This window comes from Thalassobacillus sp. C254 (assembly GCF_001310615.1).
Genome location: NZ_BAXQ01000004.1, coordinates 100,254 through 126,506, shown reverse-complemented (window position 1 = coordinate 126,506; position 26,253 = coordinate 100,254). Strand labels below are relative to the sequence as shown.

Sequence of the window (26,253 nt, the reverse complement as noted above, 5' to 3'; positions counted from 1 at the left end):
TCCTTTTAAGTTGTATGAAAGAGCAGGGTTGTATCATTCTTTTTTAAGAAGGCATCACCCAGACAATTTGTGCGATTCTCACGTAAAACGTTGAACCATGAGATTCTACAACTACATGGTCAGGCATAACATTTTGTATAACACCCTGCACATTTCCTCTCACAGTTTCTATAACCACCCGGCTGCCTCGGATTGAAAGCAGTGTTTGATACACATAAGGGTCTACATTCGTAACAAGCTGTGGAGTTGTTTCCATTTTTACCGCCTCCATTTTCTTATTCGAAATAACTTATGTTATAAGAAAGAAAAGAGTGCGTCTGCCTATTAAAAAAGAATGTATGAAGCGTAACATTCCTCTAAATCGCCATGTTTTTGAATATTATCTTCATGACTTATTAGTCTTTTAAATTAAAATCTTTTCAAAATTTCCTTTATTTCATAGTCCCTTGAAAATTACATGAAACATGTTATTTTTATAATATATTATTTAACTTTATACAGGATTTATCTTTTCATTCCTACAATATTAAGGTAAGGTTGGATAACTATACAATTATATACGTGAATAGAGGTGTTTTTTTTGGAAAATCAATCAACAAATAGAAATGGGAGTTTTATGCGATTTATTATCCCCTCTCTCATAGGGATTTTTCTTTTTATGATTCCCATTTCTTATGACGGTTCCGTTACAATTCCAGTAGCTATATTAGCTGGAATGGTGGAGGAATTACTTGGGCCTGCCCTCCCTGCTATTGTCACCATTTTAATCGGACTTGCAGTTGTCGGAACTTTGCTCGCTAAAGTGGCCGCTGTTTCGTGGATTACTAATAATACTTTTCTAGATAATTTATTTTCGGTCACTCCCATTTGGTTTATCGTAAGGATCATTGGATTCATCCTTGCGGTGATTACTTTGTTTCAATGGGGTCCTGAGTGGATCTGGCACGAATATACTGGCGGCTTAATGCTGTTTGACCTTCTGCCTCTTCTCTTTACAGTCTTCTTGTTTGCTGGCTTGTTTCTGCCGCTACTCTTGAATTTTGGACTGCTGGAATTTGTCGGCACACTATTAAACAAGATAATGAGGCCCTTGTTTACGCTTCCTGGCCGTTCTTCAATTGACTCTTTAGCGTCTTGGATGGGAGACGGAACAATCGGGGTGCTTTTGACCAACCAGCAGTACGAACAAGGTTATTACACGAAAAGAGAAGCTGCCGTCATCGGGACGACATTTTCTGTAGTCTCTATTACTTTCAGTATTGTCATCATTGAGCTTATGGAATTGGGCCATATGATTATCCCTTACTATTTGACCATTGTGGCAGCCGGCTTAGTTGCCGCTCTTATTATGCCGAGAATCCCTCCGCTTTCCCGAAAGTCAGATGACTACTATGAAAAGGCAGAACGAAAAGGGAGCAATGATCAGATACCAGAAAACACATCAGCTGTCTCTCATGGTTTGCGCCAGGCAGCAGCAAAAGCGCATGAAAACAAATTCCGCACCGTAGCTAGTGGCGGCGTGAAAAATGTCCTTGATATGTGGCTTGGCGTCCTGCCGATTGTGATGGCACTGGGAACAATTGCTGTTATTATTGCTGAATTTACCCCATTTTTCGTATGGCTTGGTACACCATTTATCCCGCTGTTGGAACTAATGCAGGTTCCTTATGCTGCTGAAGCATCACAGACAATGCTTATCGGGTTTGCAGATATGTTCCTTCCAGCAGTGATTGGAGCAGACATTGCCAGTGAGTTCACACGGTTTGTGATCGCATGTTTATCTGTAACTCAGCTTATCTATATGTCCGAAGTCGGGGGCTTGCTTCTTGCTTCTAAGTTACCAGTAAGGTTTATCGACCTTGTGATTATCTTTATCCAAAGAACTATCATTACTCTTCCAGTAATCGTAGTTATTGCTCACTTTATTTTTTAATCACAAAAGGGATTGGATCAGAACCTTCCTTTATAGATAAAGATTCAGAATGGTACTGCACCCCAAATGGTAGAGTATATAACCTATCATTTGGGGTATTTTCTTGGACATAGTGTAGTAATGAGGGTAGAGAAAACTTGCAAACGGCATAGAAAACACACCATGAATGCGAGAAATGAAGCTTCAAAGGAAGTGGTCCTTGTTTCTTTAGATGCAAGTGAGTGCCTTCTTACCAGTTGCCCCCAAGTAAACATATGATAAAAGAAAAAGGCACTCACTGTTGGTGAATGCCTTTTATCTGAGTTTTCCTATATACTTTTTATTTACTCCGACTTTGACTCGCCGGCTTCAGTTCTTTTCTTTCCATACCAATCATCGAGAACTTTAGCATCAAGCACTTTGTTTTTTACAAAGTCTTGCTGTTCTTCATCAAATTGGCTGGTCCAGTCAAGCTCAAGATCATCAGCCAGACGGACAATCGTTAATAGTTCCTGCCATGCTACATAGCGCTTATACCAGAAAAATTGCGGCTGCTCGCTCATATATGGGTAAAGATCGTCAAATTCAGTGTGTTTACAATCGATCGTGCGTTCAAACTGTACTTTGGCATCCTGAATCTTCTCTTCAAAGAAAGAACCAATATTCTTTTCCATGTCCTCTCTCACTCTCCCCTTTATCTAATCTCACACGTCCTAATAGGATGATATGATTTAAGATTATTTTGCCATAACCGGCCTATGAAAGCAAAGGAAGATGCATATATAAATAGAAATTTTTTTATACATATGAAAAAGCTTCCATGTCCTGGGAGACGCCATCTCCTTTTCCCGGCTATTCTTAATGCCTTGGTCTTCTTTTAATAAAAGGCTTTGTTACATCTTGTGGGTGATTTTCGTGGGTATTCGCTTACGTCTAAATGGACAAGAATGGACAAGCGCGGCATCCATTCTTCTTCACTTCATTCCCAGCATTTTCTATGCACCTGCAGGCACAAGTGCCACATCCGTTCAGCTTCATTTCATTCTCTTCACGGTGTCTTCTGTGCCTCGGTATGGATTCAATTTTCTCTCGGGAAAACCCACCCTGCAGCACCTTCAGCTTCTGCTATTGCTGAAGGCTTCTCACACTACTTATAAAAAATAACAAAGCCTAAAAAAGAGCATCCGCATAAGCGTGAAGCTCTCTTCATATTTTTCAGCTGATTTCTTGCAGACGTTTTTCCATCTTTCGAACCTTATAGTCTTCAGCATGAAGGTGCTCAAATTCCTTAAGCCTGCGTCTCATCTTACTTTTTACAGTCACAGCCGGTAGAATTCCCTTATTAATCAAGTATTTTGTAAGGAAATCTACGTGACCGCTTTCATACTTATCATTTTCTTCAACTGTCTCAAGGTAACGATACATTGCATCCTCCAGGCTCTCATACTCAGATACGAAATCACCATATTTCTCCACGCAATATCTATAGTTATTTTCACTTAATTTATTTATAAAAATGGTCATAAACTTCTCTTCATTACCTTCAAAGGTAACTCCCTTTCTTTCAAGAAGCTTAATAAAAATAACCATCTCCTTATTGTAGAAAGCGGATGCTTTTCTCATCTCTCTTGTTATATGAATAGACATGCTTGAACGACCGCTTGATCTTGCGTATAACCGGTTAAGCAAAGCTCTGGCCACTTCCGGTTTCAATAAAAAGCTTGGATGGGCTGTCTTTAAATAGCGATCAATCTCTTGATGAAGAATCTCGTTTGTCTTTTCTTCTTTTTCAATTTCCTTCAGCGACTCAAGACGCTGAAACTCAGCATATTCACGAATTCTCTCCTTTGTTTCCTCCGCCCATTTTTGTCTTTGCCACGTCATTCTTTCTTTTAATGTTCCCAGCATGAAGACTCCTCCTTTCAGATGAACATTCTCTCTCATGTTCTCTGTCATTTTTCTCTGTTATTTTTAATCCAAAAAGAGTGTACCATAGACTATTTGAAAAGAAAAGCTAGAATTATAAAGTATTTTATCAAAATATGATTCTCATCTAGCCTCATAATGATATTTACTAGATTATTACGTCTAATCGTTATTATTCTGGAAGATTCTAATAATTTAATAAACTATCTTTGTCGTGATAAACTAAACAAGAAGTCAAAAAACAGGAGGGTTATCATGTCTATTTTCCGTGAAGACTCGCTGGCTGGTGAGCATGCTTTAATAACAGGAGCAACTGGCGGAATCGGAAAGGAAACAGCCAGACTCCTCGCTTCCATGGGAGCAGATATTACAATTACAGGAAGGAATAAAGAAAAGCTTGCTGCCCTTAAAGTCGAATTAACAAACAGCAGTCCGGATATATCTGTAGCCTCATTTCCCTGTGATATAGGAAATAATGAAGAAAGAGAGGAACTGGTTCACAAAGCAAAAAAGGAAAATGGCAAGGTCACCATACTTATTAACAGTGCAGGTGTGTTAGGTGGGAACGTACTTGAGGAACTCACACAAGAAGTGATGGAAAAAGTTATGCACATCAACTATACATCTGCAGTGTTATTATCCCAGCTTGTCTATCCTGACATGAAAGAAAGTCAGAAAGGTGCTGTCATTAATGTTTCCTCGCTATCCGGTTTAAGAGGAACCTATGGAAATACTGCTTACGCTGCTTCCAAATTTGCATTGATTGGCTTTACTCACTCTTTTGCAGTTGAAGCCATCCAGCATGGAATTAGAGTGAATGCGGTATGTCCCGGTTATGTAGATACAGAAATGGGGAGACAGGCTATTGAAAAAGCCGGGAAACGACGACATCGTACGTTGCCTGAACAGCTGCAAATAGTAAATGCCTCTCTTCCATCTGGAAGGATTACTTCACCTGAGGAAGTGGCTCATACCATTGCCTTTCTGGCTACAGACAGCGCCAAAAACATTGTGGGGAGGCTGTGAAAATTTCAGGAGGCGGTGTGCTGTAGCCAAAAAAGAGAGCGTTCTTTTTCAAGAAGCTCTCTTATCTCACTACCAATTATGAAACTGTGACCAGGTGGTTCGTCCGATCAAAAAAGCTGCAATCGCGTAAGCCTCTGCCTCTTCCTTTATTCTTGCAATTCCTTGAGGAGGCTGTTCAACAGCAATTTCAAACTCTTCCGGTACCTCGTTTACCTCACCTGCAAAAGCTTCTCCCAGGAAGCGAACGCTATGGTTCATAGCCATCTCACCGCTCCTCATTACTTCATAGAATGAAACGAATCCGTGCATTACTCCTCGGTAGCGTACCGTTTCCACTGGGATTCCATTTTCATGGAGCTTTTTACCGTATAATTCCCCTTCATCCTAAGTGGATCAAACTCAGCAGTAACAATAAATGCTGGCGGAAGACCATCTATGTCCTTGGCTTCCAGCGGGGAAGTATATGGGTTATACCACATATCCTCTTCCGGTGTATAAGCATCTCTTGCTTTGAGCATAACCTGCCTGGATAATAAATAATATCCGCTGTCATACGCAGTTCTTGAGGCAAACTCTACATCCCGGAATGTTGTCAATGGATAATAAAGAATTTGAGCTGCAATCTCCGGTCCTTCCCGGTCCTTTGCCATCATTGTCACTACAGCAGCAAGGTTCCCTCCTGCACTGTCTCCAATTACGGCTAATTTTGAAGGATCTCCTCCAAGCTCTTCTGCGTGGTCATAAGCCCAGAGTAATGCATCGTAGCTGTCTTCCACGGCCGCAGGGAAAATATGCTCAGGAGCAACCCGGTAGCCAACCCCTATAACAATTGCACCCGTTCTGGCTGCCAGCCCTCTCATAACATTGTCATGAGTGTCAATACTTCCGTAGCCTTCAAGAAAAGCCCCTCCGTGATAATACAAAATGATTGGAGCTTCTTCTACATTTGAATAACGATAGACCCTTAAATCGATAGAGTGTCCATCGGAAACTTCTGTCTCATAATTTTCTCTTAACATCACTACCTCAGGGTTGGATGAACCCGTTGAAGCCAGAAAGGCAGGCGCTTCAATATCTAATGGAATTAAGTTATTATTTACAGCGTGAAGGATAACCGCAGTTTTTGATGGCAGCTTACCTTGATCGGTGCTCGACCAGAGCTGCACAGATAATATTAAAGCGATTATTACAGCAAACGATGAAAGGATAATTATTTTTAGGCTTTTTTTCCACATATTTTCTGTGTCACGTCCCTGAGAGACATGCCCTCCTCCTTCACAGTTGTTCTTAGTTGGTTGTTGATATTGTAATTATATCAAAAACAAAAAAGAAAATCTTTACATTTTCACATTTTATTTTGACATTTTTACATATTTTCTGTTTGTTTAAAACATAAAAAAACTCTGAAGATTTCATCTCCAGAGTAACATTGATTTCTACTGTCTATGCAAAGGATAGTCATGGGGATGGACGAATTCATAACCTTCTTCTAACAATTTAGGTACAGCTTTTTTTACCCCTTCAGCTGTCCCGCTCCCCGGCTGGTTCATATGGAGCAAGGGTATAGATCCGGGCCTGCTGTCAAGAAGAGCTTTTTTCACCTCTTCTGCAGAATATGTTGCCCCCGCATCGCCTGCCACATCAAACCCTAACACCTCTAACCCTGCCTCTTCAACGATTGCTACGGCAACTTCATCATAGTAAGCGGTTCCTGAACGAAAGAAAACAGGCGGTTCACCAGTCAGCTGTGTTAATTCCTTCTGGGCCTCTCCTACTTCATTAAGAACCTCTTCTTCACTTTGTGTGCCTTGTATGCCCCACGCTGTTTGTCCTGAAACAGAAAGAGGAACGTGATCTGTCCCATGATTTTCTATGCGAAAAAGAGGGTTATCCGCCAGCTCTTTCGTCTTTTCAGGATTTTGTTCAGCCCACCTTTTATTAATAAACAATGACGCCTTTATTCGGTTTTCTATAAGAAATTCAACCAGGTCTTCATCATATTGGTCCCCTTGCGGTCCTCCGCAGGCATCAAACGTCAGAGCAATAACTTTTCATCAGTCGCCATGCGATGATAAACTCCTGTTACTTGTTCTCCCCATTCATTGGTTTTTGGGAAGTCTCCTCTTGCTTGTCCCAACTTCTCTTTTCTTCCCCAATCAATTGTTTGTGACTGTGCAGGGTTTCTGCTTCACGATCTTCACCATGGTTTTGGCAGGAAAACAGCAGGAAACTAATGATAAGTAAAGGAAAAACAACCCATCGACATCTATCTGACATCAAACCCTTTCCCCTTCACAAATTCTTTCATATACGATCGCTTTGGATCTTTCAGCATGGAGGCCATTTGCTCCGACCATCTTTGGTTTCTCTTTCCATTTGTCCTTTTTGCATAATAAGCTGATACAATCTCATCAAACTCTCTTAATTCTCCTTCTATCACTTTTTCATTATTGTTATACGTGTTTTCATGATAGATATGATGAAGTGGCAGACGAGGTTTCTTCTCTGTATCTTTTGTCGGCAATCCTACACACAGGCCAAATAAAGGCAACACCCGATCCGGTGTCTGAAGGAGCTCACTTGCTTTTTCTAAATTATTGCGAATGCCTCCAATGTAACAAATGCCGTATCCCAAAGATTCCGCTGCAATTGCCATGTTCTGGGCCGCTAAAGAGGCATCAATCAAAGCGACCATAAATTTTTCTGTACTTTCTAAAGAAGGAATCACATTTGTTTCTTCTCTTTTTCCAATGTATTCATGTCTTTTCAAGTCAGCGCAGAAAACAAAAAAATGTCCATTCTCTTCAACATAACTCTGGGGCCCGGCAAGCTCAGCCAATGCTTTTTTCTTGTCTGGATTCGTCACTCCAATAATACTGTAGGCTTGTATGTAGCTTGACGTTGAAGCCTGCTGTGCGCATTGGATTAACGTATCAACTGTCTTTTTTGAAAGTGGTTTGTTTTCAAATGCCCTTACTGAACGGTGGGATAAAATGGTTTCGATCGTTGAATTCATTGTTTCCTCTCTCCTTACGTATACGCTCGTCCCTTTCCAGAGTCGCTAATTTCGACAAGCTCTTCTGGATAAGGCAGAAAAAAACTTTGCCTCAGTAAATATGCCTCCTCAAATCGAACGGCCCAGGATTTCAATATACTGGTAATGCTTGTTAAAGGTATCTTTTTTTCTCTGTACCTTTCTAGCATATCAAGAAAGAAAGCTTTCTCACCAGCATGTAGCCCTGAAGATAAAAAACCAAATACATGCTCACACACATTAATATAACGTTTGGTAGAAGGAGCCTGTTGTAACGCATGTTTTAATGCAGCTTCATATTTTTCAAACACTCTCTCTGCAGGCAGCCTTTCATGATTAGCGGCTATATTTCCAAGCTCTTTCACACTTTTCTGGTCATAAGCCATAAGTAAAAATTTTTGTCTGGCATGAAAATTTACTAACTCATGTATTTTTTGCGTGCGTTTCTTTTCCTTAAAGGCAGCGAGAGTAAAAATCTTCGTATAAAAGTGTTCTCTTATCGTAAAATTGCTAAGTCTTCCTTCATCCTCTACAGCACAGCCAGAAAAGTGTGATAAAACTGCTTCAGCAAAAAGTCCGCTCCCCAGTTCCTTAGTCGCTGACCCTTTCTCAGCTCCAGTGTACACCTTAGCATCAGAAATGCCGCAAGTAGGGGATCTGTTTTTTAAAAGAAATCCATCAACTTCTTGTAAGCTTTTTATAAATCGTTCTGAAAATTTATGCATTTCACCTGTTATATTTTTCTTTGTAGAAGGCTGGATCAGTTCCTTACTTCCATTATTATCTACAAGGCGGATCGTATCTCTTGGTACTCCCAAGCCGATTTCTACTTCCGGGCAAACTGGAATGAAGTTCACAAAAGAAGAAAGCCTCTGAATCGTTTTGTTTGGAATCATTTCTCCGTTATATCTGCACGCGTCAAATTCAAGGCACTTGCTCACGACGACTTGCGGTGTCGCAAATTCTCCCAATTTTCTCCCTCCAATACAGACAACTTCCATTGGCTATACCCTTATTTTTATCATTTTAGAAGGTATCTACACGAAAAGAAGAAAATTTATTGTAAGGGCAAAACAAAAAAACACGCCTAAAAACGAGGCGTGTTTTTCAAACGAAATATGTAGGGACGTTAATTTATGTAAATCCTAAATATCCATTAGTCCTAAACTAATGTCGAGCGCTTTCTTTACTTCTTCCATCATCGCATCGTCAAGATGGGTGATCTTATCTGTCAAACGCTGCTTATCAATCGTCCGAATTTGTTCAAGCAAGATTACACTGTCTCGGTCAAAATCATGCTTGCTTGCATCAATCTCCACATGTGTAGGGAGCTTTGCTTTCTTAATCTGCGCTGTAATAGCAGCAACGATGACCGTTGGGCTAAACCGGTTTCCAATATCATTTTGGATAACTAGTACCGGCCTCACGCTCCTTGTTCAGACCCTACAACAGGTGAAAGATCAGCAAAAAAGACGTCGCCTCGTTTTACTTTTTTTGAATGGTGATGACCGTGATTCGTATCACTCAACTCATCCGTTCACCTCCTTCACCTGATCCCTTTTCAAAAGGGTATGCAGGGCGAGCAGGCATTATACCCCTTTTTCTTGTAAAACTGCCTGCTCTCCGATGGTTAATGCTTCCTCATCTGCTTGTGCAAATTCCTCAGCAATCCCCAAGTTAATCTGGGCCATCTCGAGATACCCTCGTTTCATTTGAAAACGAATGTCGGTGCTTTTTCTTTTTTTCAATTTGATTTTCGATTACTTTTCGAAAAAAGGAATCTATTTCCTCTTTTGACAAATGCTCAATTTCCGAAAATATATCTTCCGGAAGCTCTACGGCAATTTGCTGCAAGTACGACATAGAAGACGGCCCCCCCATGCATCTTTTATTCCCATATTTCATTATAAGGGAAAAAGCCTTAAAAATAAAAGAGGTTTTTTTATTACCTACATTTTAGCCTAATAACTAGAATATTAACAGGTTTTTTTCTTTTCATTCCTCCCGCATAATTATCGACTTCCTTTTCCAAAATAAGAAAAAGCATCCTGGATCAGGGATAAGGAGGAAAAACCGTGAAAATATACAAATTGTTCTTTGGCTTATTGTGTCTTGTCGCCTTGCTCGGTGCCTGTGGTGAGGGAGCCGTCGATGATTTGGAAAGTGATTTAGAAAGGACTCATTATGAAAAAAATAATGTAACAGACACTACCCCAAATGATAAAGTTCAAAACCAAAAGCGGCTGCAGCATACAAAAGGAGCAGAAGATTATGCTGACCTTTATGAAAATTATATAGATCGTTCAAATGATCATCTTGAAACACTTGCTATGAACATTCATGGAAACGAAAATGAGAATCTTACTGACATATTGCAGCCTATTGAACAAATGGAAAAGGAAGCAGTGGAGCTCCTGGCTCTGCCCGTTCCATATGAATTTGAAGAGCTTCACGCGATTCATACAAGTAAAATGGCTGAATTAACCCACTTAAAAAATTCCCTTGCCGATTGCTTTGAAGACTCCGATGAACACGAATGTTCTATGGTGGAGGTGCATTTTGACAACATCCTTTTAGCCCATAATCAGATGGAAATCGTTTGGACTGATGTTACAAGGAGAGAGGGAGTATTTTAACCAGGTTGTATATATACAATTACAGGGGTAACATCTCTTAGGAATCACTTCCCTTTTTTATGTAAAAATTAAAGAACAGAGTAACTCTGTCCTTCCAGTACTGGCGTAAATGACGAAAGATAAGTGAGCAGAAGACAGCAGGATAAAGCATTCGAGGTGTGAACCAATTCGTAAGGGTTCACTCCTGCCGGCTTCTGAAATATGCAATCTAACCATCTCACAGAACCCGGGGACAAAAGGAATTCACTAAAGAAGTGAACCTTTTATTTACTATTCGACAGAGACTAAAGAACAATAAAGAAACTCCATAAAAGCTTATTATTTAATCGGCCTTATTAAAGGTGTCTGATCGTTTATCAACAATAAAAATAAAAAATCAACCTTGGCCTTACGAGAATTAATAAGGCCAGTTTTCGCCGGGTCGCTGAAATTCATACTCTATATCCTTCAGGAAATCGTGGAGAGTGTGACTTTCAAATCTTCCCTCACCCTTCTCCGCTGCTCTGATTCTGTTAACTGATTTTCTATCTGTGAAGATATGCAGCTGATTTTCATCCACTACATCTGACAAAAAGCTGTACATTAAATAATGAACTTTTCTTTTATCGTCCTCATGTGATTGAACTCCTACAAAAAAATGACCTTCTTTTTCCACAACATAGGCTTCATCAATTTCGTCTGCCTGCAAGAGACGCATTTTCATTTCAACAGCAGGTTCTTCGTATCCTAAAGAACCAGGAGTTCCCTCTTTAAAATAGGGTGTTTCCCCAGCCTGAGGACTTTGTCTAATGGTCATTGGTCTCCTTGACCATAGCCGATCCCCGCTCCCGAACCTCCTGTCTCTTTTTTCGTGCCAGGTGTCTTGCTCAGCACTTCTTCCATACCGAATAATGTCGCCGGTTTCATCGCCTTCTCTGCCGGGAGCATCATCTGGTATCATCATATCGCTTAAAATACCTTCATGCTTTCTTGCCGATTCTATCCCTAAATCATTATAAGCCTGGTCTTTTCCACGATCTGCACCGATCTCATGCCTTTGTTCAATGACACACCCTGATATTAGAAAAACAAACAATAGTAGTATTGTCAGTTTTTTTATCACGTTTTTTACCTCCTTTCTTCTCTTTTTTATATTTTGCGTTTTATATCCGTGTTAATCCGGGAAAGGATAGAATCAAAGACAATTTTAGGAAGGCAGGTTATCCTGCGCCTCTCTTTCAGGACAGGTATCACTCTCATCTTTCCAGTCTTTACTATTTAAATCATACGTTTAAAATCAAACCTACCAGGGCAAACAACCTGTAAGAACAAGAAAATACAACAAAATTCTTATCAAAACCCATTGCAATTGATCAAAAGGTTTGATACAGTTTCTGTAGAAAATCAATTTTATATCCTGCTTCTTTACTGGAAGTGAGGTTAGAGGCGCGAAGACCATTAGTATGTAACAGGAGCACATGAGAGCCGTGGAATGTTACAGAAAGGGGGATTTGCCGAAGTGGAGAGCTTCTCATGAACTCGAAGCTGGTTTCGTATTGAATAAATACGTAACTGTCATATAGCGCCAATGACGCGCTGTATGGAGGGCTATCTCACGCATAAACGGTTCTGTAGATTACTGAACGTTATGCAACAATGAGACATCCCTCTCATTGTTGCTTTTTTACGTTCAGGTGTACCAACGACTGACTACGTTGAGAACCTGCCCTCACCCGGTAAAAGGAACTTGGTGAAAAATGAACGATATTTTATGAAGAGGGTGATGTACATGAATTTTGGTCGTGTATTAACAGCAATGGTTACACCATTTGATGAAAATGAAGAAGTAGATTTTAACGCAGTCACAAAGCTTGTAAATCATTTAATTTCAAACGGAACGGACGCACTCGTTGTCGCGGGAACTACAGGTGAATCCCCTACACTTTCAAAAGAGGAAAAGCTTCTTTTGTTCGAACATGTAGTGAAAGTAGTTAATGGCAGAGTTCCTGTCATTGCCGGTACCGGTTGTAACAATACAAAAGCTTCAGTGGAATTAACTAAAAAAGCAGAGCAAGTTGGCGTGGATGCTGTAATGCTTGTTTCTCCTTATTACAGCAAGCCGTCTCAGGAAGGTTTATACCAGCATTTTAAGACAATTGCTCAAGCAACAAACCTTCCAGTTATGATTTATAATATTCCAGGGCGGAGCGTCGTAAATGTTTCAGTGGAAACAACGATCCGCTTGTCCTATATTGAGAATATCGTATCAACAAAAGAAGCGAGCGGTGACTTAGATGCTATGTCCCGCATCGTGGAAGAAACACCTGACAACTTCTCTCTTTACAGTGGAGATGACAGCTTAACTCTTCCGATAATGGCTATTGGCGGAACAGGAATCGTTTCTGTTTCTTCACACATTTTAGGAAATGAAATGCAGGAAATGGTTCAGTCCTTTTTACAGGGGCATCCTCAGTTTGCAGCCCAAAGACATCGACAGTTGCTGCCGCTTATGAAAGCTATGTTTGCAGCTCCAAGCCCTGTCCCAGTTAAGGCTGCTTTAGAGCTGAAAGGTATCATTTCAGGAGATGTTCGTCTCCCAATGGTTCGTTTAAGTGAAGGGGAAATGAATGAGCTCCGCACTACTCTTCAACCTAAAGCTACATTTTATGTAAGCTGACTCAGACAAAGCTTGCCATTCGGCAAGCTTTGATTGTCGAGAAACCCTCTGTTTTCTAAAGCAGAGGGTTTCTCTTTCTGTAAAATATTTATTTGCAGAAAATCGTTGTGTAGACTTCCATTTTGGAAATGCTCCTTTTTTGGACTGAAGTGTCTTGAAGGACAAAAAGGCGGCGACTCCTGCAGGAAAAGCAACAGCTGAAGATCCCGGTGATGTTCCCGAGGAAGCGGAAGCGTGGCCCGCGGCGTAGAAGACAACGTTTATGGGAATGAAATGCAGCTCGAACGGATGTCGCACTTGTACCTTCAGGTAAAAGCGTCCGGGTGAAGCAAATAAAGAGTATGGACTGTTTTTCTAGTGGATTAGTTATTACGTATAAATAAAAAGAATGGCACTCACAAACAGTGAGGCCATTCTTTTTACCTTGGTTTTGGTCCAGTCTTTATTTTACTTTTGCTCTTTTTGCATTTGTTCTATTTCTTTATCAGCTTTCCTGAAAATTTTTGCATAACGCACTTCCTGAGTACTATTTAGGCCATTATGCTTTTTGTTAATGGAACGATGTGCAAAGTGTTTCACTCGAAAGCTCACCTCTTTGTAAAATAGTTGTTTGTGCTTATTATTCTTTTGCCCTTTCTGGTTTATAGTCAAACATTAAATTTATTGGAAAGCATATAAGGAATCCCTCTTTACTTTTTCCCTTACACCACTTTTCTCTTTCTGCTAAGATGTAGAAGAAAATATCTTACGAGGAGAAACCGATGAAATTTATCCTAATCAAAATTCTTCGTTTTTATCAACGATTTATATCACCATTAACCCCGCCAACATGCCGCTTTCATCCGACATGTTCTCAATACAGCCTGGAAGCCGTAAGAACATATGGAGCATGTAAAGGAAGCTGGCTGACCATAAAACGCCTTTTAAAGTGCCATCCTTTTCATCCTGGCGGCTTTGATCCGGTCCCAGAAAAAAGAATCAGGACAAAGGGAGGAACGCATCGTGACCGTTCCTTTAAAGAGAGAGATGATCTGTCTCTCTTTTTTGTTTTTATAAAGGATAAATTTCTTTTCTACATAACCTGTGCCAAACAAAACACCAATCACGATAAAAATAAAGCTTGCAATTTGTGGCATAGTAATATTTTCACCTAAAAGAAGTGCAGAACTAACCAATCCAAAAAAAGGCACAAAATTATTAAATACTGCAGTTTCGCCAGCGCCTATCTTTTGAATGGCTCCATTAAACAATTGATGACCTAGAGCTGTTGCCAGTACGGCTGAACCTATAAATATGGCCCATACATACAACGGTGCCGTAAACATTTCCTTAATTCCATTAGGCTCAAATACTACACTTAGACCCAGCAAGAAAAAGGACCCTACAATAAACATGTAGCCAGTCATCAAAGCAGGACTGATTGTACTTGTTGCCTGCCTAATAAAAATAAAGCTCAGTGCCTGGGTAGCCATCCCCAAAAAATAAATATATCTCCTCTTGTTAAGGCCCCAAATTCCCCATCACCCATAAATACGATCAAGAAAACTCCAGTAAATGCAGACAAAATCCCTACAAACCTCAGCTTAGTCAAGGGATCACCGAGAATCATCATAGCTAACACGGAAGTAGTGACAGGAAGCAATGCTAAAATAATTGATGCATTAGAGGCAGTAGTTTCTGTAAGCCCCATTGCCAAAAAAAAGTGATGCCCTACTACACCGAACAGCAAGGCAGCAAGCGTGATCTTCCATTCTTTCTTTGTTAATTTCCTAAAGCTTCTCCGAAGGAAAATAATAAAAAACACAGTCAAGCCGGCAAGAAAAATTCTAAGTGCCTGCATGGATGCAGGTTCCATAAAATCCACCAAAACTTTAAGAGCAACTACATTCAGCCCCCAGACAAGCATGACGGAAAATATAAGTACATAAAGAGGCCATAAACGTCTTTGTTCCAACACAATTCCCTTCTTTCTTATGCAAATTCCTATTTACGAAGAAGTCGTAGCTTCTACTACAGGTCAATACCACAAAAGCCCATCTCATTTGCTCGTAAAATAACCGTTAAGGATTTATACAGTTACAAATTTTGGATACCATGGATCCCCAGAGTAAAAAAGTAAAACAAAAACATAATGACAAGTATGAAGACAACATTTTTCTTCACAATCTCCAGGGGCGAAGTTTTCATCAGATGAGATGCCAAAAGGACCGATCCCGAAAATGGAGAGAGCTGAGTAGAAAGTGTCCAGGCTGCAAGCATTAAGAGTCCCATGTATGACGCCTCCACACCAAAGCTCTCGGGAGAAAGAGAACTCCCCAGTCCTATCACTATAATGACTGGATGGATTCCTATAAATGCCAGCAAAATGGCTGTTCCAACCAAAAGAAAAGAAAAGACAGGCACAATTCCCTGCGACATGTACAACAAGGCTTCAGATAAGACCTCTCCAATTTCTGTTTCAGATAAAGCTACCCCGATAAATCCGGCTGTAATAAAGATAGTTAACTCATTATGAAGCTTTACAAAGGACCCTTTTATATGGCCAGCTCCTGCTCTTAGAAATTCCTTTGTTACCTTGGCAGCAACAGACCAGGCCAAAGGAAGAATCAATGCAAGAATAGAGACCACCGTCAGCATATTGATCTCCAGCACACTGTCTAAATAAAAAGAGGAAAACAAAAGAATTATAACATAAAGCCGCAAACGCCCATAATAAACGCCTTGTTTCCCTGTCTATTCTCGTTTCATTTTGTATAAGAGTATGATCTCGATCGTCTTTAAAGGAAAGAAACGGGAAAAACATAGCAGTCACAATTGTATATACGAAGGCGAGAAAGAGACTGTATATACCGATTTCCTGCCAGGATAAATCATAAAGAACAAGCACAAGCCCAACGTTCACAAAATAAGGAGACCAAAGCATACAGAATCCAAAGCCGCGCAGCAGTGTCATACCAAAACGCTTTTCCTCGTATTTTGAAAAGCTCTCTTCGCTGATCCGGTGAACTAAAGGCATGGAGCCTAAATTTAAGAGGGAACCCATGGAAGCTGTTAAGATATACCCTAAACGATAGGGCCTTGCTTTTTTGTAAGTTCTCTTCTGGCAATAGCTGTCTTTAAAGCTTGTAAATAACCCGCTTCAGACATCAAGGTTCCATATAGAGGGATCAGAAGAAATAAAGCAAGGAGATTCAAGTTTTCTCCAAAACTGAGCCATATCGTTTGCATATCCACCTCATATCTGAAGAAAACCAGACTGCCAAGGACTAATAAAGAAATCACTACAATCTTGTTCACCGGATTGATAAGAACCAGCCCGCACAGTAACAAAAGAAATGTGAGAAAACTATATATGTAAGGGAGAATTTCTATGGGTATGAACAAATGCAGTAAATATAAAAAACTGCTAAAAACGCAGCAACTCCCAAAAACGATTGAACATTTTTCACGTGAATCCCGTACCTTTCTGCCAAAAAACCTTCCTTATTATTTATCCTACCACGTAAAGCCTGAAAATGAGTATGATTTGCTCCAAAGAAAAAAGCCGTTCTCTATGAAGAGAAGTCGGCTTTTTTGGGAATTCCACTTGATTATCAGGGGTTTCAACTAGTGACAGGCCTGAATAAGATGCTGGCTTTTTTATAAATAAATCTTTTGGTACGTCAGCCAGAAGCTCACATCCTGACTCGGTGATACGGATAGATTCAGTAATTTCAACTCCGTAGTCATCAAGCCAGATCCCAGGCATTAAATGAAAGGTCATATTAGGCTGCAGCAGAGTCCGGTCTCCTTTACGGAAACTAATGGTATGCTCACCCCAGTCAGGAGGATAGCTGAGGCCAATGGAATAGCCTAAGCGTGATTCTTTAAAGAAGCCTCGCTTGGCAATGCTCCTGCTCCAAACTGCTTCCACTTCCTCTGCTGTTATCCCAGGCTTAATAGCATCAATCGTTGTTTCAATTCCCTCTACAACGACTTCGGCAAGTTCTTCTACTTTCCAGGCGCCTCTCCAATAGCCATTGTTCTTGCCATCGGTGTATGATACCGATTATAACATCCTGCAATTTCAATGGTGAGATAATCTCCATATTTATACCTTCTGTCTGTCCACGTCAGGTGGGGGCTTGCCGTGTTTTCACTGGTCGGAATCATTGGGACAATGGAAGTATAATCGCCGCCATAATCAGGTGTTCCGCTAATTTGCGCCTGATAAATAGCAGCAGCTACATCATTTTCCCTCACACCTACATCGGCTGTATCGTAAGCAGCTTCATGGCATTTTCTAAAATTCTTCCAGCTTTCTTCATGCACTCTATTTCACGGTCTGATTTCACAACCCTTACCCAGTTTACGAGAGTACTGGTATTTTTAAATTCAGCATTGGGCAGACCATGGACAATTCTTTCATAACACATTGCTGTAAAATAAAAAGCGTCCATTTCTAAACCGATCTTTCGGTTGCCCTGCCCTATCTCTTCCAGGATATTTGCTACAAAGTCCATTGGATGCTTAATGCTCGACTGCACAAATTCATCCGGGTAGGAAATAATATGATTTGTATCAAGCCATGTTGTCACTTTCGCACTATGGGCATCCATTTCTCTTCCAATCCAGATGGGCTGTTCCTCGTCAATCATCACTACTAGAATTTGATGAACATAAAACGACCAGGCATTATAACCAGTTAAATAATTCATGTTGGACGGATTTGAGATTAATAATACCTCAACACCGTATTCAAGCATTTTTTGTTTAGTGTAATTCATTCTAGTTAAAAATTCCTCTTTAGGGAATAACAACATTGACGACCCACCTTTCATCTTTCCAGCTTAGTGGACAAAAAGGCTTCCCCTTTTGTCCACTGGCCCATTTTACTTTTCTTCATCATCAGTTAGTTTAAAGCAGACGACACGCTCTTCTGACATGTCTCTCATGGCATATTTGACGCCTTCTCTTCCAAGCCCGGAGCCTTTTACACCGCCAAACGGCATGGCATCGATCCTGAAATCACTGCTGTCGTTGATCATGACTCCTCCGACCTGGAGCCTGCGAGCCCCGCGCATGGCTTTATTTACATTTGTTGTAAATATACCAGCCTGAAGACCGTAATTAACATCGTTTGCTTTTTCTATTGCCTCTTCAAAGGAATCAACAGATGAAAGGATAACGACCGGCCCAAAAATTTCTTCTACAGCCACTGCTGAATGCCTTGGAACATTCGCTAGTACAGTAGGTTCGTAGAAAGCACCGTTCCTTTTTCCTCCTGTCAAAAGCTCTGCTCCATCTTTTAGGGCATCTTCAACCATTTTTTCCACTCTCTTGGCTTCTTTTTCATTAATAAGGGGACCCATATCAGTATATTCAGAAAGCTTGTTTCCCGATTTTAGCTCTTTTGTCTGTTGTACAAATTTATCTTTAAAGGAAGAATACAGGTCATTTTCTACATAAATTCTTTGGACACCCAGGCAGTTTTGTCCTGCGGCAGCAAAAGAACCAGATACAGTGGAGGAAACAGCATGATCCAGGTCAGCATCCTTTAAGACGATAGCCGGTGAATTAGAACCAAGTTCCATCGATACCTTCTTCAACCCCGCCTTTTTGGCAATTGCTTCCCCTGTTTCAAGTCCTCCAGTAAAACTAATCATGCGAATCTCTTTATTTTCAATTAAAGTATCGCCAATATCCCTGCCTCTTCCGGTTATAACAGTCATCACCTTTTTAGGCAATCCGGCCTCTGTAAAAGCTTCTGCTAATTTTAAGGCACTTAATGGCGTTTCTGAAGCTGGCTTCACAATAATCGCATTTCCTGCAGCAATAGCAGGGCCAATCTTATGAGCCACAAGGTTTAAAGGATCGTTAAATGGCGTGATGGCGGCAACAATACCGATTGGAAAACGAAAGTAGTAACCCATCCGGTCTTCATTTCCGGCATTTTGATCGAAATTAATGGATTCACCAGTCATTCTTCTTGCCTCTTCCGCACTAATACGAATGGTTTCGATCGTTCGTGTTACTTCTCCTCTGGCTTCTTTAATTGTTTTGCTGCCTTCAAGAGCTATCATTCGGGCAAATTCTTCATGTCTCTCTTGTAAACGTTTTGCAGCTCCCTGAAGAATATCCATTCTTTCTTTTACCGATAACGATTCAGCTATTTTAGCGCCTTCCTTTGCTTTTTCTATCGCAAGCTCCATGTCCTCTTTGCTAGCTGCCGGGACTGTATCAATTAACTGATTATTTTCAGGGTTATAGACTTTGATTTTATCCTCTCTGTCTACCCACTCACCTGCTAAAAGCATTTTCTGGCCTAATAGTTTTGTTGCCATGTTCCTCGCCACCTTTCTTCACAAGTTTCCCATGATCCATGTAACACTTATATTTGCTGTCGTTCCATATTAATCAAGTCGATTAAAAGGGCGAAACCTGTTTCTGGAATACCGGCGCCGGCTCCGACAAGAGTGACAGGTCCTGATAGATCACACTCATACGTAACAGCATTGAGCGCCCCTGCAATGCTGGATAGAGGGTCGCCTTCTGCTACCTTTTCCGGCCCGACAGAAGCTTTTACTCCGTCCTGTGTCCTTTCCAGTCTGCCGATTAGCTTCCACTTTGCTCTTTCTTCCTTCGCCTGTTCAATGTCTTCTGGGGAAAGGTGAGATATTCCCTTGCAGGTAACATCCTCTTTCTTTAAGGGAACACCCATTACCACGTTTGCCAGGATGACAACTTTATAAAGGACATCATACCCCTCTACATCACTTGTAGGATCAGCTTCAGCGTATCCAAGCTCCTGTGCCTGGGCGAGAGCTTCTTCATATTTCATGCCCTCTTCCATTTTTGTCAGCATATAATTGGTCGTACCATTGAAGATTCCGCGAATTTGTTTAATTTCATTTCCAGCCAGTGAGGTTAACGGCATTCTAAGTGCTGGAGTACCGCTCATCACCGTACCTTCAAATAGAAACCGTACATTATTTTTGTCAGCTAATTCTTTAAGCTCCTCATAGGCAAGTGCAACCGGTCCCTTGTTTGTAAGAACAGCGTTTTTCCCGCTCTGAAATGCTTTCTTGCAATGATCAATTGCAGGCTGTCCTGTCTTAACATCAGTAAACGTTATTTCAATCATTGTATCGGCATTGGAAGCTTCAATGGTTTCCATACTGTCCATTCCTCTGACAAGATCAGGAGAGTCAGGGTACCTGTCGAAATTTCCATCTTCCTTTAATCCATCCATCACTTTGTCCAGCTGCAGACCATTTGGGTCATGAAGAGATCCTTTGTATAAATCACAAATGGAGACAACCTGAAAGTCAGTGCCAAATTCATCCTTGAGCCAATCACTTTTAGACAAAAGAATATCTGCCAATCCTTGGCCGACTCCTCCAAAGCCTATAAATGCAAGTTTGTGTGCCATATTGCCATCCTCCTAGTAAAAATTAAAGCTGAGGATCGGACATGAATTTTAGAACAGATCCTGCAAGAATAGATGCTCCGACCGGCAACGCTTCTTCATTAATATCGAAGCAAGGCATGTGAAGACCTCGATCCTTGCGGTCATCCTTGCCAGCTCCAAGAAAAAACATGGCGGCAGGGACCTTTTCTGCCATATATCCGAAATCCTCACCACCTAAACCGTATGGTTTGTTATGAATGACCATTTCTGGAAAAACTCTCCTATGGTCTCTCTTACTAGATTGATTGCTTTAGAACTATTATTTAAAGCCGGCTCCCCTTTTTTCACCTCAAGTTCATAACTCCCGCCTAATGACTTTGCAACCGCAAATGCATGGTGCAATTCTTCCTCCAGCTCTTTTCTTGTCTCTTTAGTGTAGCTGCGCATTGTACCCTCAAGGAGAACCTTGCTCGGTATAACATTTGTTGAAGAGCCGCCTTCAATATGACAGACACTGATCACTGCTGGCTCTAAAGGCGAAACTTTTCTGGCGCTGATACCATGAATGCTTTGCAAGATAAGTGAAAGCATCCATGTTGGATCCGTCCCTAAATGAGGGTAGGCTCCATGCCCACCGGTTCCGTGGATGGAGCCTGTAAATGTGTCCACATTAGCCATGCTGGGTCCTTCATGAAGGCGGACATGGCCGACAGGGTACTCCGGATCCATATGAAGGGCCAATGCCACATCTACATTATCAAGTACTCCGTGGCTGATCATATACGGAGAGCCTGTTACCCCTTGTTCATCTGTGTCTTCTTCTGCAGGCTGAAAAATAAACTTTATCGTTCCGGCAAAAGCCGGCTTTACTTTTTCAGCTAGAATGCGTGCTGCTCCAAGGACGATTGTCGTATGAGCATCGTGTCCGCAAGCATGCATGACTCCCGGCTGTTTTGAACGATAGTCTTCTTCATTTTCTTCCTCGATTGGAAGAGCATCCATATCTGCTCGCAGGGCTATGACAGGACCATCATCGCCAAAAGCCAGTTCTCCAACTACTCCGGTGGATAATCCTGTATGCTCAAGACCTGCATATATTTTCATACCAGGGATCTTCTCCAGTTCTCGTTTCACGACACTTGATGTCTTGTATTCTTGGAAACTGAGCTCAGGATATTGATGAAGCTCTCTTCTTAGCTGTATGAGAGATTCTTTCAGGTTAAGTGCTTCTCTAAATACCTGGTTCTGCGACGTAAGCATAGCCATCTCCTCTACTGTTACCTTTTAGCTGCTTCAGCTTTTTTAAGGCTTGCGAATGCATTCTCAAGATCCTGAATTAAATCGTCGGTATCCTCAATCCCAACAGAGTAACGGACAAGGCTTTCAGGTATTCCAAGAGCTGCTCTTTCCTCTGGCGTGTTCTCAATATGACTGGTTGTTCTAGCCGGTCCAACAGTCGTTTCAACGGCCCCAAGATTCGCTGCCCGGTTGGCAAACTCAAGTTTAGGAAGAAACTGCTTTACTGCATCCATACCGCCTTTAACAGAGAAGCTCAGCATTCCGCCAAACTGCCGCATTTGTTTTTTCGCAATATCGTGACCAGGGTGATCTTCAAGACCTGGATAGAACACTTGATCAACCTGTTCATGATTCTTCAAGTATTCTGCAATTTTCATGGCTGATTGACATTGCTGGTTCATCCGTAAATGAAGTGTTTTCATGCCACGTAGAATGAGGTATGCCGCCATCGGATCCATGGTTGCACCGTTAATTTCTCTATAGTGGTATATTTTCTCTACCAGTTCTTTTGAACCACAGACGGCTCCTCCAAGAGCGTCCGCATGCCCTCCCAAATATTTTGTGCACTGTGGATGACGAGATCCACACCATATTCAAGTGGGTTCTGAAGTATAGGAGTGGCAAAAGTATTATCCACAAATACAAGAGCCCCTACTTCTTTTGCAACCTTTACCATCCTCTCAAGATCTGTAATTTTTACCGTTGGGTTCGTAGGTGTTTCCAAGTAGAGAATGTCACACCCTTTGCGCACTTCTTCTTCAATTTGTTCATGGTTTCCGGTTTCACAAAGTTTCACATCTATATCAAGCTGAGGGAGAAACTCACTGAAAATCTTATTTGTTCCACCGTACGTATCTTTACAAGATACAACGCGGCTTCCAGGTCGTAAAAATGTTGCAAGAGAGTTGCTGATCGCAGCCATCCCTGTAGAAAAGCTAGTTGCTGCCTCGGCATCCTCTAAAATTTTTATCTTTTGTTCAAACGACTCAACAGTCGGATTTGTATTTCTTCCGTAAATATGGCCTTTTTCTCTGCCCACAGCCACATCATACCAGTGATCCAAGTCGTCATACGTAAAAGCAACACTGTGTACCACTGGAACCTGAGACGCTCCGTGCACCCTGTATTCTTTTTCGCCTGACCATACCGCTTTTGTAGAAAGGGAGGCGCCTTTTGTTTTGATTGATCGTCATTTGGATCACTCCTTTTAAGAATTATGAACTTTGATTTCTACTATCATCTTACGAAAAAGAATAAAATTTACCATCTGTCATTTTGTATGAAGTTTTCCTTTCTTTTTTCATCACATTGAATGAACTATTTTCTGACATTGTTGTTTCAAAATAAGCCCTTAGGCTCACTATTGTGCTATAATAGGTCTAAAACTTGGATTAATTAAGTATTCTTACTCTTTTCTCATGTTTTCTGCTTTTTATAAGCATCTAAGAGGTGATGATATTGTTAACGGTGGGAAATATTCTTTCTTTTGAGGTTTTGAAAGAAGCGAAACAAATGGCAGGAGGAAACGGGAACCTCGATAAGCCCGTGGAGTGGGTTTCAATTATTGAGACACCGGTTGAAGATTTTGTACGGAAGAATGAAGTCGTGCTGACTACCGGGATCGGGTGCAGAAACGATGAAAAAAACTCTTGTCTTTTGTAAAAGAAGTGATGGATTCAGATGCGGCTGCCTTAATTATGGCAGTAGGAAGATACGTAAGAGAAATACCTAAAGGGGTGTTAGCCTACGCAGATACCCACGGCTTCCCAATTATCGAAATTCCCTGGGAAGTCAGATTTGCAGAGATCAGCCAGGCCATTTCACAGGCCCTTCACCGTCAGGAACATGAAGGTGTGAAAATGTCAGAAGAGTTCCGCAAACAGCTCTTAGAAATTATTCTTGAAGGAAAAGGTCTTAATGAAATATGTACCTATGTCTACAAGCACTTAAAGGCACCTGTTTTAATTTTGGATAAAAGAGGTGTGATCAAAGGCAGGAGCAAGAACGGACATGAGCTGGAGGAGATCTGGCAAAGTTATTTATATCATACTGTTGATCCACTCAGTATGTTTCATGAAGAAACCCCCGAATCTTTTTCCCAGCCAAATATGCACTGGCTTGATATTGAGCAGGAATCCGTCCTTCAAATCCTTATTCAAAGCGCAAGGGAAATCCAAGGGTTTCTTCTTATATCCCTTCCAGAACCTCAGGAAAACTTTTTTAACGATCATACCCTGCCTCTTTTGGAACATGCAGTAACAGCCTCTGCTTTATGCTTTTTGCACGATCATGCTGTGCTTGAAACGGAAATGCGCCTGCGGGATGATTTTGTCTGGAGCCTGGCTAAAGGGCAGGTTTCCAGCTGGGATGCAGCCTTATCACGGGCCAAGTCACTTGGTACTCCTTGAACGTTCCCTATCTCTGTCTCTTGGCACGTCCGGAAAACCTTCGGGTGTTATATGATCATAACCCTCAGCCGCATGCTTCTTATGAACAGTGGCTGCATCATCTTGGCAGTATGTTTGAAGAAGAGGTCTTTCATGCAGGGAGGACAATGCAATTAAAAACGATGTGCACCTTTCAGCGAGAGGAATTAGTCGTGTTTGTTGAAGTCCGCTCTGAAAGAAATATGGAAACCATTTTTCCTTTTTTGGACCTTTTACAGTATCGTTTAGAACAAAAGCTTCCTCAGCTCACTGTGTCGTGGGGGGTAGCGAAAACATCTGGCAAGCAGTCCTTTTACGATAGTTTCCAGGAAGCCAGAACGGCGCTTGATATTGGACGAAGACAAAGAGGTAAAGGCTATATCAGTACTTATGCAGATACCAGGTTTGACAGAGCTCTCATGGCTCTGGCTGAAAATAATGAATTAAAGCAGATTACAGACGCCACAATTGCTCCTATTGTTCATTATTCAAAAGAAAGAGGAATTGATTTAATTCATACTTTTGTAGTCTATAACCAGCATAAAGGCAACGTCAGCCAAACGGCACGTGCCTTAACCTCCACCGCCAATCTCTTTTATACAGACTTAAAAAAATTGAAAACATGACTGGCTGTGACCTGGATAATCCTGAGGATATGTTCTTAATAGATTTGTCTATCCGTTTACACACTCTTGGTTATGATGGCGATAAAGAAGGTGTCTTAGAAAGAGGCAATGGTTAATCGTTCGAGTTCTCATTAATCCATCTTATTATTACTACAAAACCGGGCATTAAGAAGCGCTTCTCAATGCCCGGTTTTCCCTATAGTTAATACTTAGATTTTTAATCTTGAAAGAAATTATCAATTCTCACAAGCCGGTCGTCACCTTCCTGAGGCTGCCCTCTTCCATCAGTATTATTAGTTATAATATAAACGGTCTCTTCCTTTATAAAGACATCACGTAAACGACCTTCACCTTCAAAAAAGCGTTCGATCGTCTCTTCTTCTACGTCAACTCCAAACAATGCTTCTCCCCTGAGTCCTGTCACTAGTAAATACCGGTCGTTAATCATAGCAGATCCAGAAGGCGCCCATGTATCCTCGCCAGATTGAAGCAGTGGTTCCTCCATTCCCTCTTCTGTTTCATCACCTGAGATTAGAGGCCAGCCGTAATTATTTCCCGCCTCAATTCGATTAATCTCATCTTCTCCAACAGGTCCATGTTCCGTGCTGTACATTGTTCCTTCACTGTCCCATGACAGACCTTGAGGATTTCTATGTCCATAGCTGAAAACAGCTGAGTCTTCAAATGGATTGTCCTCTGGAACGTCTCCATCAAGTGTCAAGCGCAAAATAGAACCTGCAAGATTGTTTTCATCCTGTGCTAGATCCGGCTCAGATGCATCCCCTGTAGTAGCATACAAATACCCATCAGGTCCAATAGCAAGCCTTCCGCCATTGTGAATGGAGTCTCCAGGAATATTATCTTTTATCACATCTTTTTCGGTCCATTCCCCATTGTCCCTCTCAACGATTACAATTCGATTCTTCAATCCGTCTTCAAGATACGTATAATACAAAAAAGCCTGGTTGTTCTCCTCAAACTCCGGATGAAGAACAAAGCCGAGTAATCCCCCTTCTCCTTCATGGGTGAAGGTCTCTTGAAGATCTATATCCTCTCGGTTGATCACACCATTTTCAATGACGGCGATAGACCCTTCTCTTTCGGATATATAAAAGGTGTCATTCACTTTATTAATGGACCAAGGAATATTTAAATCTTCAACTTCGGCTTGAATCTGCAGGTCTTCTGAAACGCTTTCTGCACTTTCACCATTTACTCCCTCTTCGTCAGCATCCTGGACGGACTCCGTTTCCTCACCGTTGCAGCCAGTGATCAAAACGACTAACAGCAAGGCTCCGCATACTGCCCTGTTCACCTTCCTC

At 41.3% G+C, this 26,253-nt stretch carries 27 protein-coding genes, 5 pseudogenes and 1 riboswitch; of the genes and pseudogenes, 8 read left to right on the top strand and 24 right to left on the bottom strand.

Annotated elements, in window-relative coordinates; all coding sequences use genetic code 11:
• Positions 1–43 precede the first annotated feature (43 nt).
• Entirely contained in the window at positions 44–256 is a 213-nt protein-coding gene (locus tag JCM19033_RS06695; protein WP_054635742.1) for a YuzF family protein, read from the bottom strand.
• 360 nt (positions 257–616) lie between these two features.
• Here JCM19033_RS06695 and JCM19033_RS06690 point away from each other — a divergent pair, with 360 nt between their 5' ends.
• Positions 617–1,933: a YjiH family protein gene (locus JCM19033_RS06690; protein WP_054635777.1), complete on the top strand. Its 1,317-nt coding sequence runs from the start codon at positions 617–619 to the stop codon at positions 1,931–1,933.
• A 323-nt stretch (positions 1,934–2,256) separates the two neighbouring features.
• Here the strand turns inward: JCM19033_RS06690 and JCM19033_RS06685 are convergent, their stop codons facing one another.
• Together JCM19033_RS06685 and JCM19033_RS06675 are read right to left on the bottom strand one after the other, a co-directional pair.
• Positions 2,257–2,586, bottom strand: a complete 330-nt coding sequence (locus JCM19033_RS06685) for a hypothetical protein (protein ID WP_198153429.1) — start codon at positions 2,584–2,586, stop codon at positions 2,257–2,259.
• Between the two features lie 541 nt (positions 2,587–3,127).
• Positions 3,128–3,820: a hypothetical protein gene (locus tag JCM19033_RS06675; RefSeq protein WP_054635739.1), complete on the bottom strand. Its 693-nt coding sequence runs from the start codon at positions 3,818–3,820 to the stop codon at positions 3,128–3,130.
• A 273-nt stretch (positions 3,821–4,093) separates the two neighbouring features.
• Between JCM19033_RS06675 and JCM19033_RS06670 the strand changes: the two genes are divergently transcribed.
• A complete protein-coding gene (locus JCM19033_RS06670; RefSeq protein WP_269758009.1) occupies positions 4,094–4,864 on the top strand; it encodes an SDR family NAD(P)-dependent oxidoreductase in 771 nt (256 codons plus the stop codon).
• Positions 4,865–4,933: 69 nt separating this feature from the next.
• Here the strand turns inward: JCM19033_RS06670 and JCM19033_RS27245 are convergent, their stop codons facing one another.
• The 8 genes and pseudogenes from JCM19033_RS27245 to JCM19033_RS25170 form a co-directional block, all read right to left on the bottom strand.
• On the bottom strand, positions 4,934–5,200 hold the full coding sequence (locus JCM19033_RS27245; protein WP_306301263.1) for a hypothetical protein: 267 nt from the start codon (positions 5,198–5,200) through the stop codon (positions 4,934–4,936).
• Positions 5,173–6,099: an alpha/beta hydrolase gene (locus JCM19033_RS06665; RefSeq protein WP_306301262.1), complete on the bottom strand. Its 927-nt coding sequence runs from the start codon at positions 6,097–6,099 to the stop codon at positions 5,173–5,175. The genes JCM19033_RS27245 and JCM19033_RS06665 overlap by 28 nt, the downstream gene beginning before the upstream one ends.
• 201 nt (positions 6,100–6,300) lie before the next feature.
• Positions 6,301–6,903 carry a polysaccharide deacetylase family protein gene (locus JCM19033_RS06660; protein ID WP_304650818.1) on the bottom strand — a complete coding sequence of 201 codons (603 nt, stop codon included), beginning with the start codon at positions 6,901–6,903 and terminating at the stop codon, positions 6,301–6,303.
• A gap of 43 nt (positions 6,904–6,946) precedes the next feature.
• Positions 6,947–7,141: a hypothetical protein gene (locus JCM19033_RS06655; protein ID WP_054635737.1), complete on the bottom strand. Its 195-nt coding sequence runs from the start codon at positions 7,139–7,141 to the stop codon at positions 6,947–6,949.
• Positions 7,131–7,880, bottom strand: a complete 750-nt coding sequence (gene nfsA, locus JCM19033_RS06650; protein ID WP_054635736.1) for an oxygen-insensitive NADPH nitroreductase — start codon at positions 7,878–7,880, stop codon at positions 7,131–7,133. Before nfsA ends, JCM19033_RS06655 begins: the two co-directional genes overlap by 11 nt.
• A 14-nt stretch (positions 7,881–7,894) precedes the next feature.
• Positions 7,895–8,869 (bottom strand): DUF523 and DUF1722 domain-containing protein, encoded by a 975-nt coding sequence (locus JCM19033_RS06645; protein ID WP_054635735.1) that lies wholly within the window; start codon positions 8,867–8,869, stop codon positions 7,895–7,897.
• Between the two features lie 174 nt (positions 8,870–9,043).
• A pseudogene (locus JCM19033_RS06640) lies at positions 9,044–9,426 on the bottom strand (type II toxin-antitoxin system PemK/MazF family toxin).
• Positions 9,427–9,575: 149 nt separating this feature from the next.
• Positions 9,576–9,761, bottom strand: coding sequence for a hypothetical protein (locus JCM19033_RS25170; protein WP_054635734.1), 186 nt, complete (start codon positions 9,759–9,761; stop codon positions 9,576–9,578).
• Between the two features lie 212 nt (positions 9,762–9,973).
• Between JCM19033_RS25170 and JCM19033_RS06630 the strand changes: the two genes are divergently transcribed.
• Positions 9,974–10,534 (top strand): hypothetical protein, encoded by a 561-nt coding sequence (locus JCM19033_RS06630; RefSeq protein WP_054635733.1) that lies wholly within the window; start codon positions 9,974–9,976, stop codon positions 10,532–10,534.
• 397 nt (positions 10,535–10,931) lie between these two features.
• Here JCM19033_RS06630 and JCM19033_RS06625 read toward each other — a convergent pair whose 3' ends face one another.
• Positions 10,932–11,636: a YhcN/YlaJ family sporulation lipoprotein gene (locus tag JCM19033_RS06625; RefSeq protein WP_054635732.1), complete on the bottom strand. Its 705-nt coding sequence runs from the start codon at positions 11,634–11,636 to the stop codon at positions 10,932–10,934.
• A gap of 310 nt (positions 11,637–11,946) precedes the next feature.
• Positions 11,947–12,132, top strand: a riboswitch (Lysine riboswitch).
• 170 nt (positions 12,133–12,302) lie between these two features.
• On the opposite strand from JCM19033_RS06625, the gene dapA reads away from it, so the two are divergent.
• On the top strand, positions 12,303–13,190 hold the full coding sequence (gene dapA, locus JCM19033_RS06620) for a 4-hydroxy-tetrahydrodipicolinate synthase (protein ID WP_054635731.1): 888 nt from the start codon (positions 12,303–12,305) through the stop codon (positions 13,188–13,190).
• 447 nt (positions 13,191–13,637) lie between these two features.
• On the opposite strand, the gene JCM19033_RS24110 is transcribed toward dapA, so the two are convergent.
• Positions 13,638–13,769, bottom strand: coding sequence for a YfhE family protein (locus tag JCM19033_RS24110; RefSeq protein ID WP_100398629.1), 132 nt, complete (start codon positions 13,767–13,769; stop codon positions 13,638–13,640).
• Between the two features lie 182 nt (positions 13,770–13,951).
• Between JCM19033_RS24110 and yidD the strand changes: the two are divergent.
• Positions 13,952–14,176 (top strand): annotated as a pseudogene (gene yidD, locus JCM19033_RS25165) (membrane protein insertion efficiency factor YidD); the annotation flags it as partial.
• On the opposite strand, the gene JCM19033_RS25160 reads toward yidD, so the two are convergent.
• The 10 genes and pseudogenes from JCM19033_RS25160 to JCM19033_RS06580 all read right to left on the bottom strand — a co-directional run bounded on the left by JCM19033_RS25160 (position 14,114) and on the right by JCM19033_RS06580 (position 23,062).
• A complete protein-coding gene (locus tag JCM19033_RS25160; RefSeq protein WP_269758008.1) occupies positions 14,114–14,662 on the bottom strand; it encodes a DMT family transporter in 549 nt (182 codons plus the stop codon). The pseudogene yidD and the gene JCM19033_RS25160 sit on opposite strands and share 63 nt — an antisense overlap.
• Positions 14,644–15,144, bottom strand: a complete 501-nt coding sequence (locus JCM19033_RS24105; RefSeq protein ID WP_198153433.1) for a DMT family transporter — start codon at positions 15,142–15,144, stop codon at positions 14,644–14,646. Before JCM19033_RS24105 ends, JCM19033_RS25160 begins: the two co-directional genes overlap by 19 nt.
• Positions 15,145–15,266: 122 nt before the next feature.
• On the bottom strand, positions 15,267–15,827 hold the full coding sequence (locus JCM19033_RS06605; protein WP_054635729.1) for a hypothetical protein: 561 nt from the start codon (positions 15,825–15,827) through the stop codon (positions 15,267–15,269).
• A gap of 426 nt (positions 15,828–16,253) precedes the next feature.
• Entirely contained in the window at positions 16,254–16,487 is a 234-nt protein-coding gene (locus JCM19033_RS23235) for a hypothetical protein (RefSeq protein WP_157049771.1), read from the bottom strand.
• Positions 16,488–16,827: 340 nt separating this feature from the next.
• Positions 16,828–17,992: pseudogene (locus JCM19033_RS06600) on the bottom strand (M24 family metallopeptidase); the annotation flags it as partial.
• A gap of 69 nt (positions 17,993–18,061) precedes the next feature.
• Positions 18,062–19,513 (bottom strand): aldehyde dehydrogenase family protein, encoded by a 1,452-nt coding sequence (locus JCM19033_RS06595; protein ID WP_054635728.1) that lies wholly within the window; start codon positions 19,511–19,513, stop codon positions 18,062–18,064.
• 47 nt (positions 19,514–19,560) lie between these two features.
• Positions 19,561–20,601, bottom strand: a complete 1,041-nt coding sequence (locus JCM19033_RS06590; RefSeq protein WP_054635727.1) for a homoserine dehydrogenase — start codon at positions 20,599–20,601, stop codon at positions 19,561–19,563.
• Between the two features lie 22 nt (positions 20,602–20,623).
• Positions 20,624–20,794, bottom strand: a complete 171-nt coding sequence (locus JCM19033_RS25155) for a hypothetical protein (RefSeq protein ID WP_269758007.1) — start codon at positions 20,792–20,794, stop codon at positions 20,624–20,626.
• A 20-nt stretch (positions 20,795–20,814) separates the two neighbouring features.
• On the bottom strand, positions 20,815–21,840 hold the full coding sequence (locus tag JCM19033_RS06585; protein ID WP_269758006.1) for a M20 family metallopeptidase: 1,026 nt from the start codon (positions 21,838–21,840) through the stop codon (positions 20,815–20,817).
• A gap of 17 nt (positions 21,841–21,857) precedes the next feature.
• A pseudogene (locus tag JCM19033_RS06580) lies at positions 21,858–23,062 on the bottom strand (cystathionine gamma-synthase family protein).
• 269 nt (positions 23,063–23,331) lie between these two features.
• On the opposite strand from JCM19033_RS06580, the pseudogene JCM19033_RS06570 reads away from it, so the two are divergent.
• From JCM19033_RS06570 to JCM19033_RS28000, 3 genes and pseudogenes are all read left to right on the top strand, one after another.
• Positions 23,332–24,287, top strand: a pseudogene (locus JCM19033_RS06570) (PucR family transcriptional regulator ligand-binding domain-containing protein).
• Between the two features lie 44 nt (positions 24,288–24,331).
• On the top strand, positions 24,332–24,931 hold the full coding sequence (locus JCM19033_RS06565) for a CdaR family transcriptional regulator (RefSeq protein ID WP_054635724.1): 600 nt from the start codon (positions 24,332–24,334) through the stop codon (positions 24,929–24,931).
• A complete protein-coding gene (locus JCM19033_RS28000; RefSeq protein WP_374701203.1) occupies positions 24,928–25,047 on the top strand; it encodes a hypothetical protein in 120 nt (39 codons plus the stop codon). The genes JCM19033_RS06565 and JCM19033_RS28000 overlap by 4 nt, the downstream gene beginning before the upstream one ends.
• Positions 25,048–25,148: 101 nt before the next feature.
• Here the strand turns inward: JCM19033_RS28000 and JCM19033_RS06560 are convergent, their stop codons facing one another.
• Entirely contained in the window at positions 25,149–26,246 is a 1,098-nt protein-coding gene (locus JCM19033_RS06560; RefSeq protein ID WP_054635723.1) for a sorbosone dehydrogenase family protein, read from the bottom strand.
• Positions 26,247–26,253 lie beyond the last annotated feature (7 nt).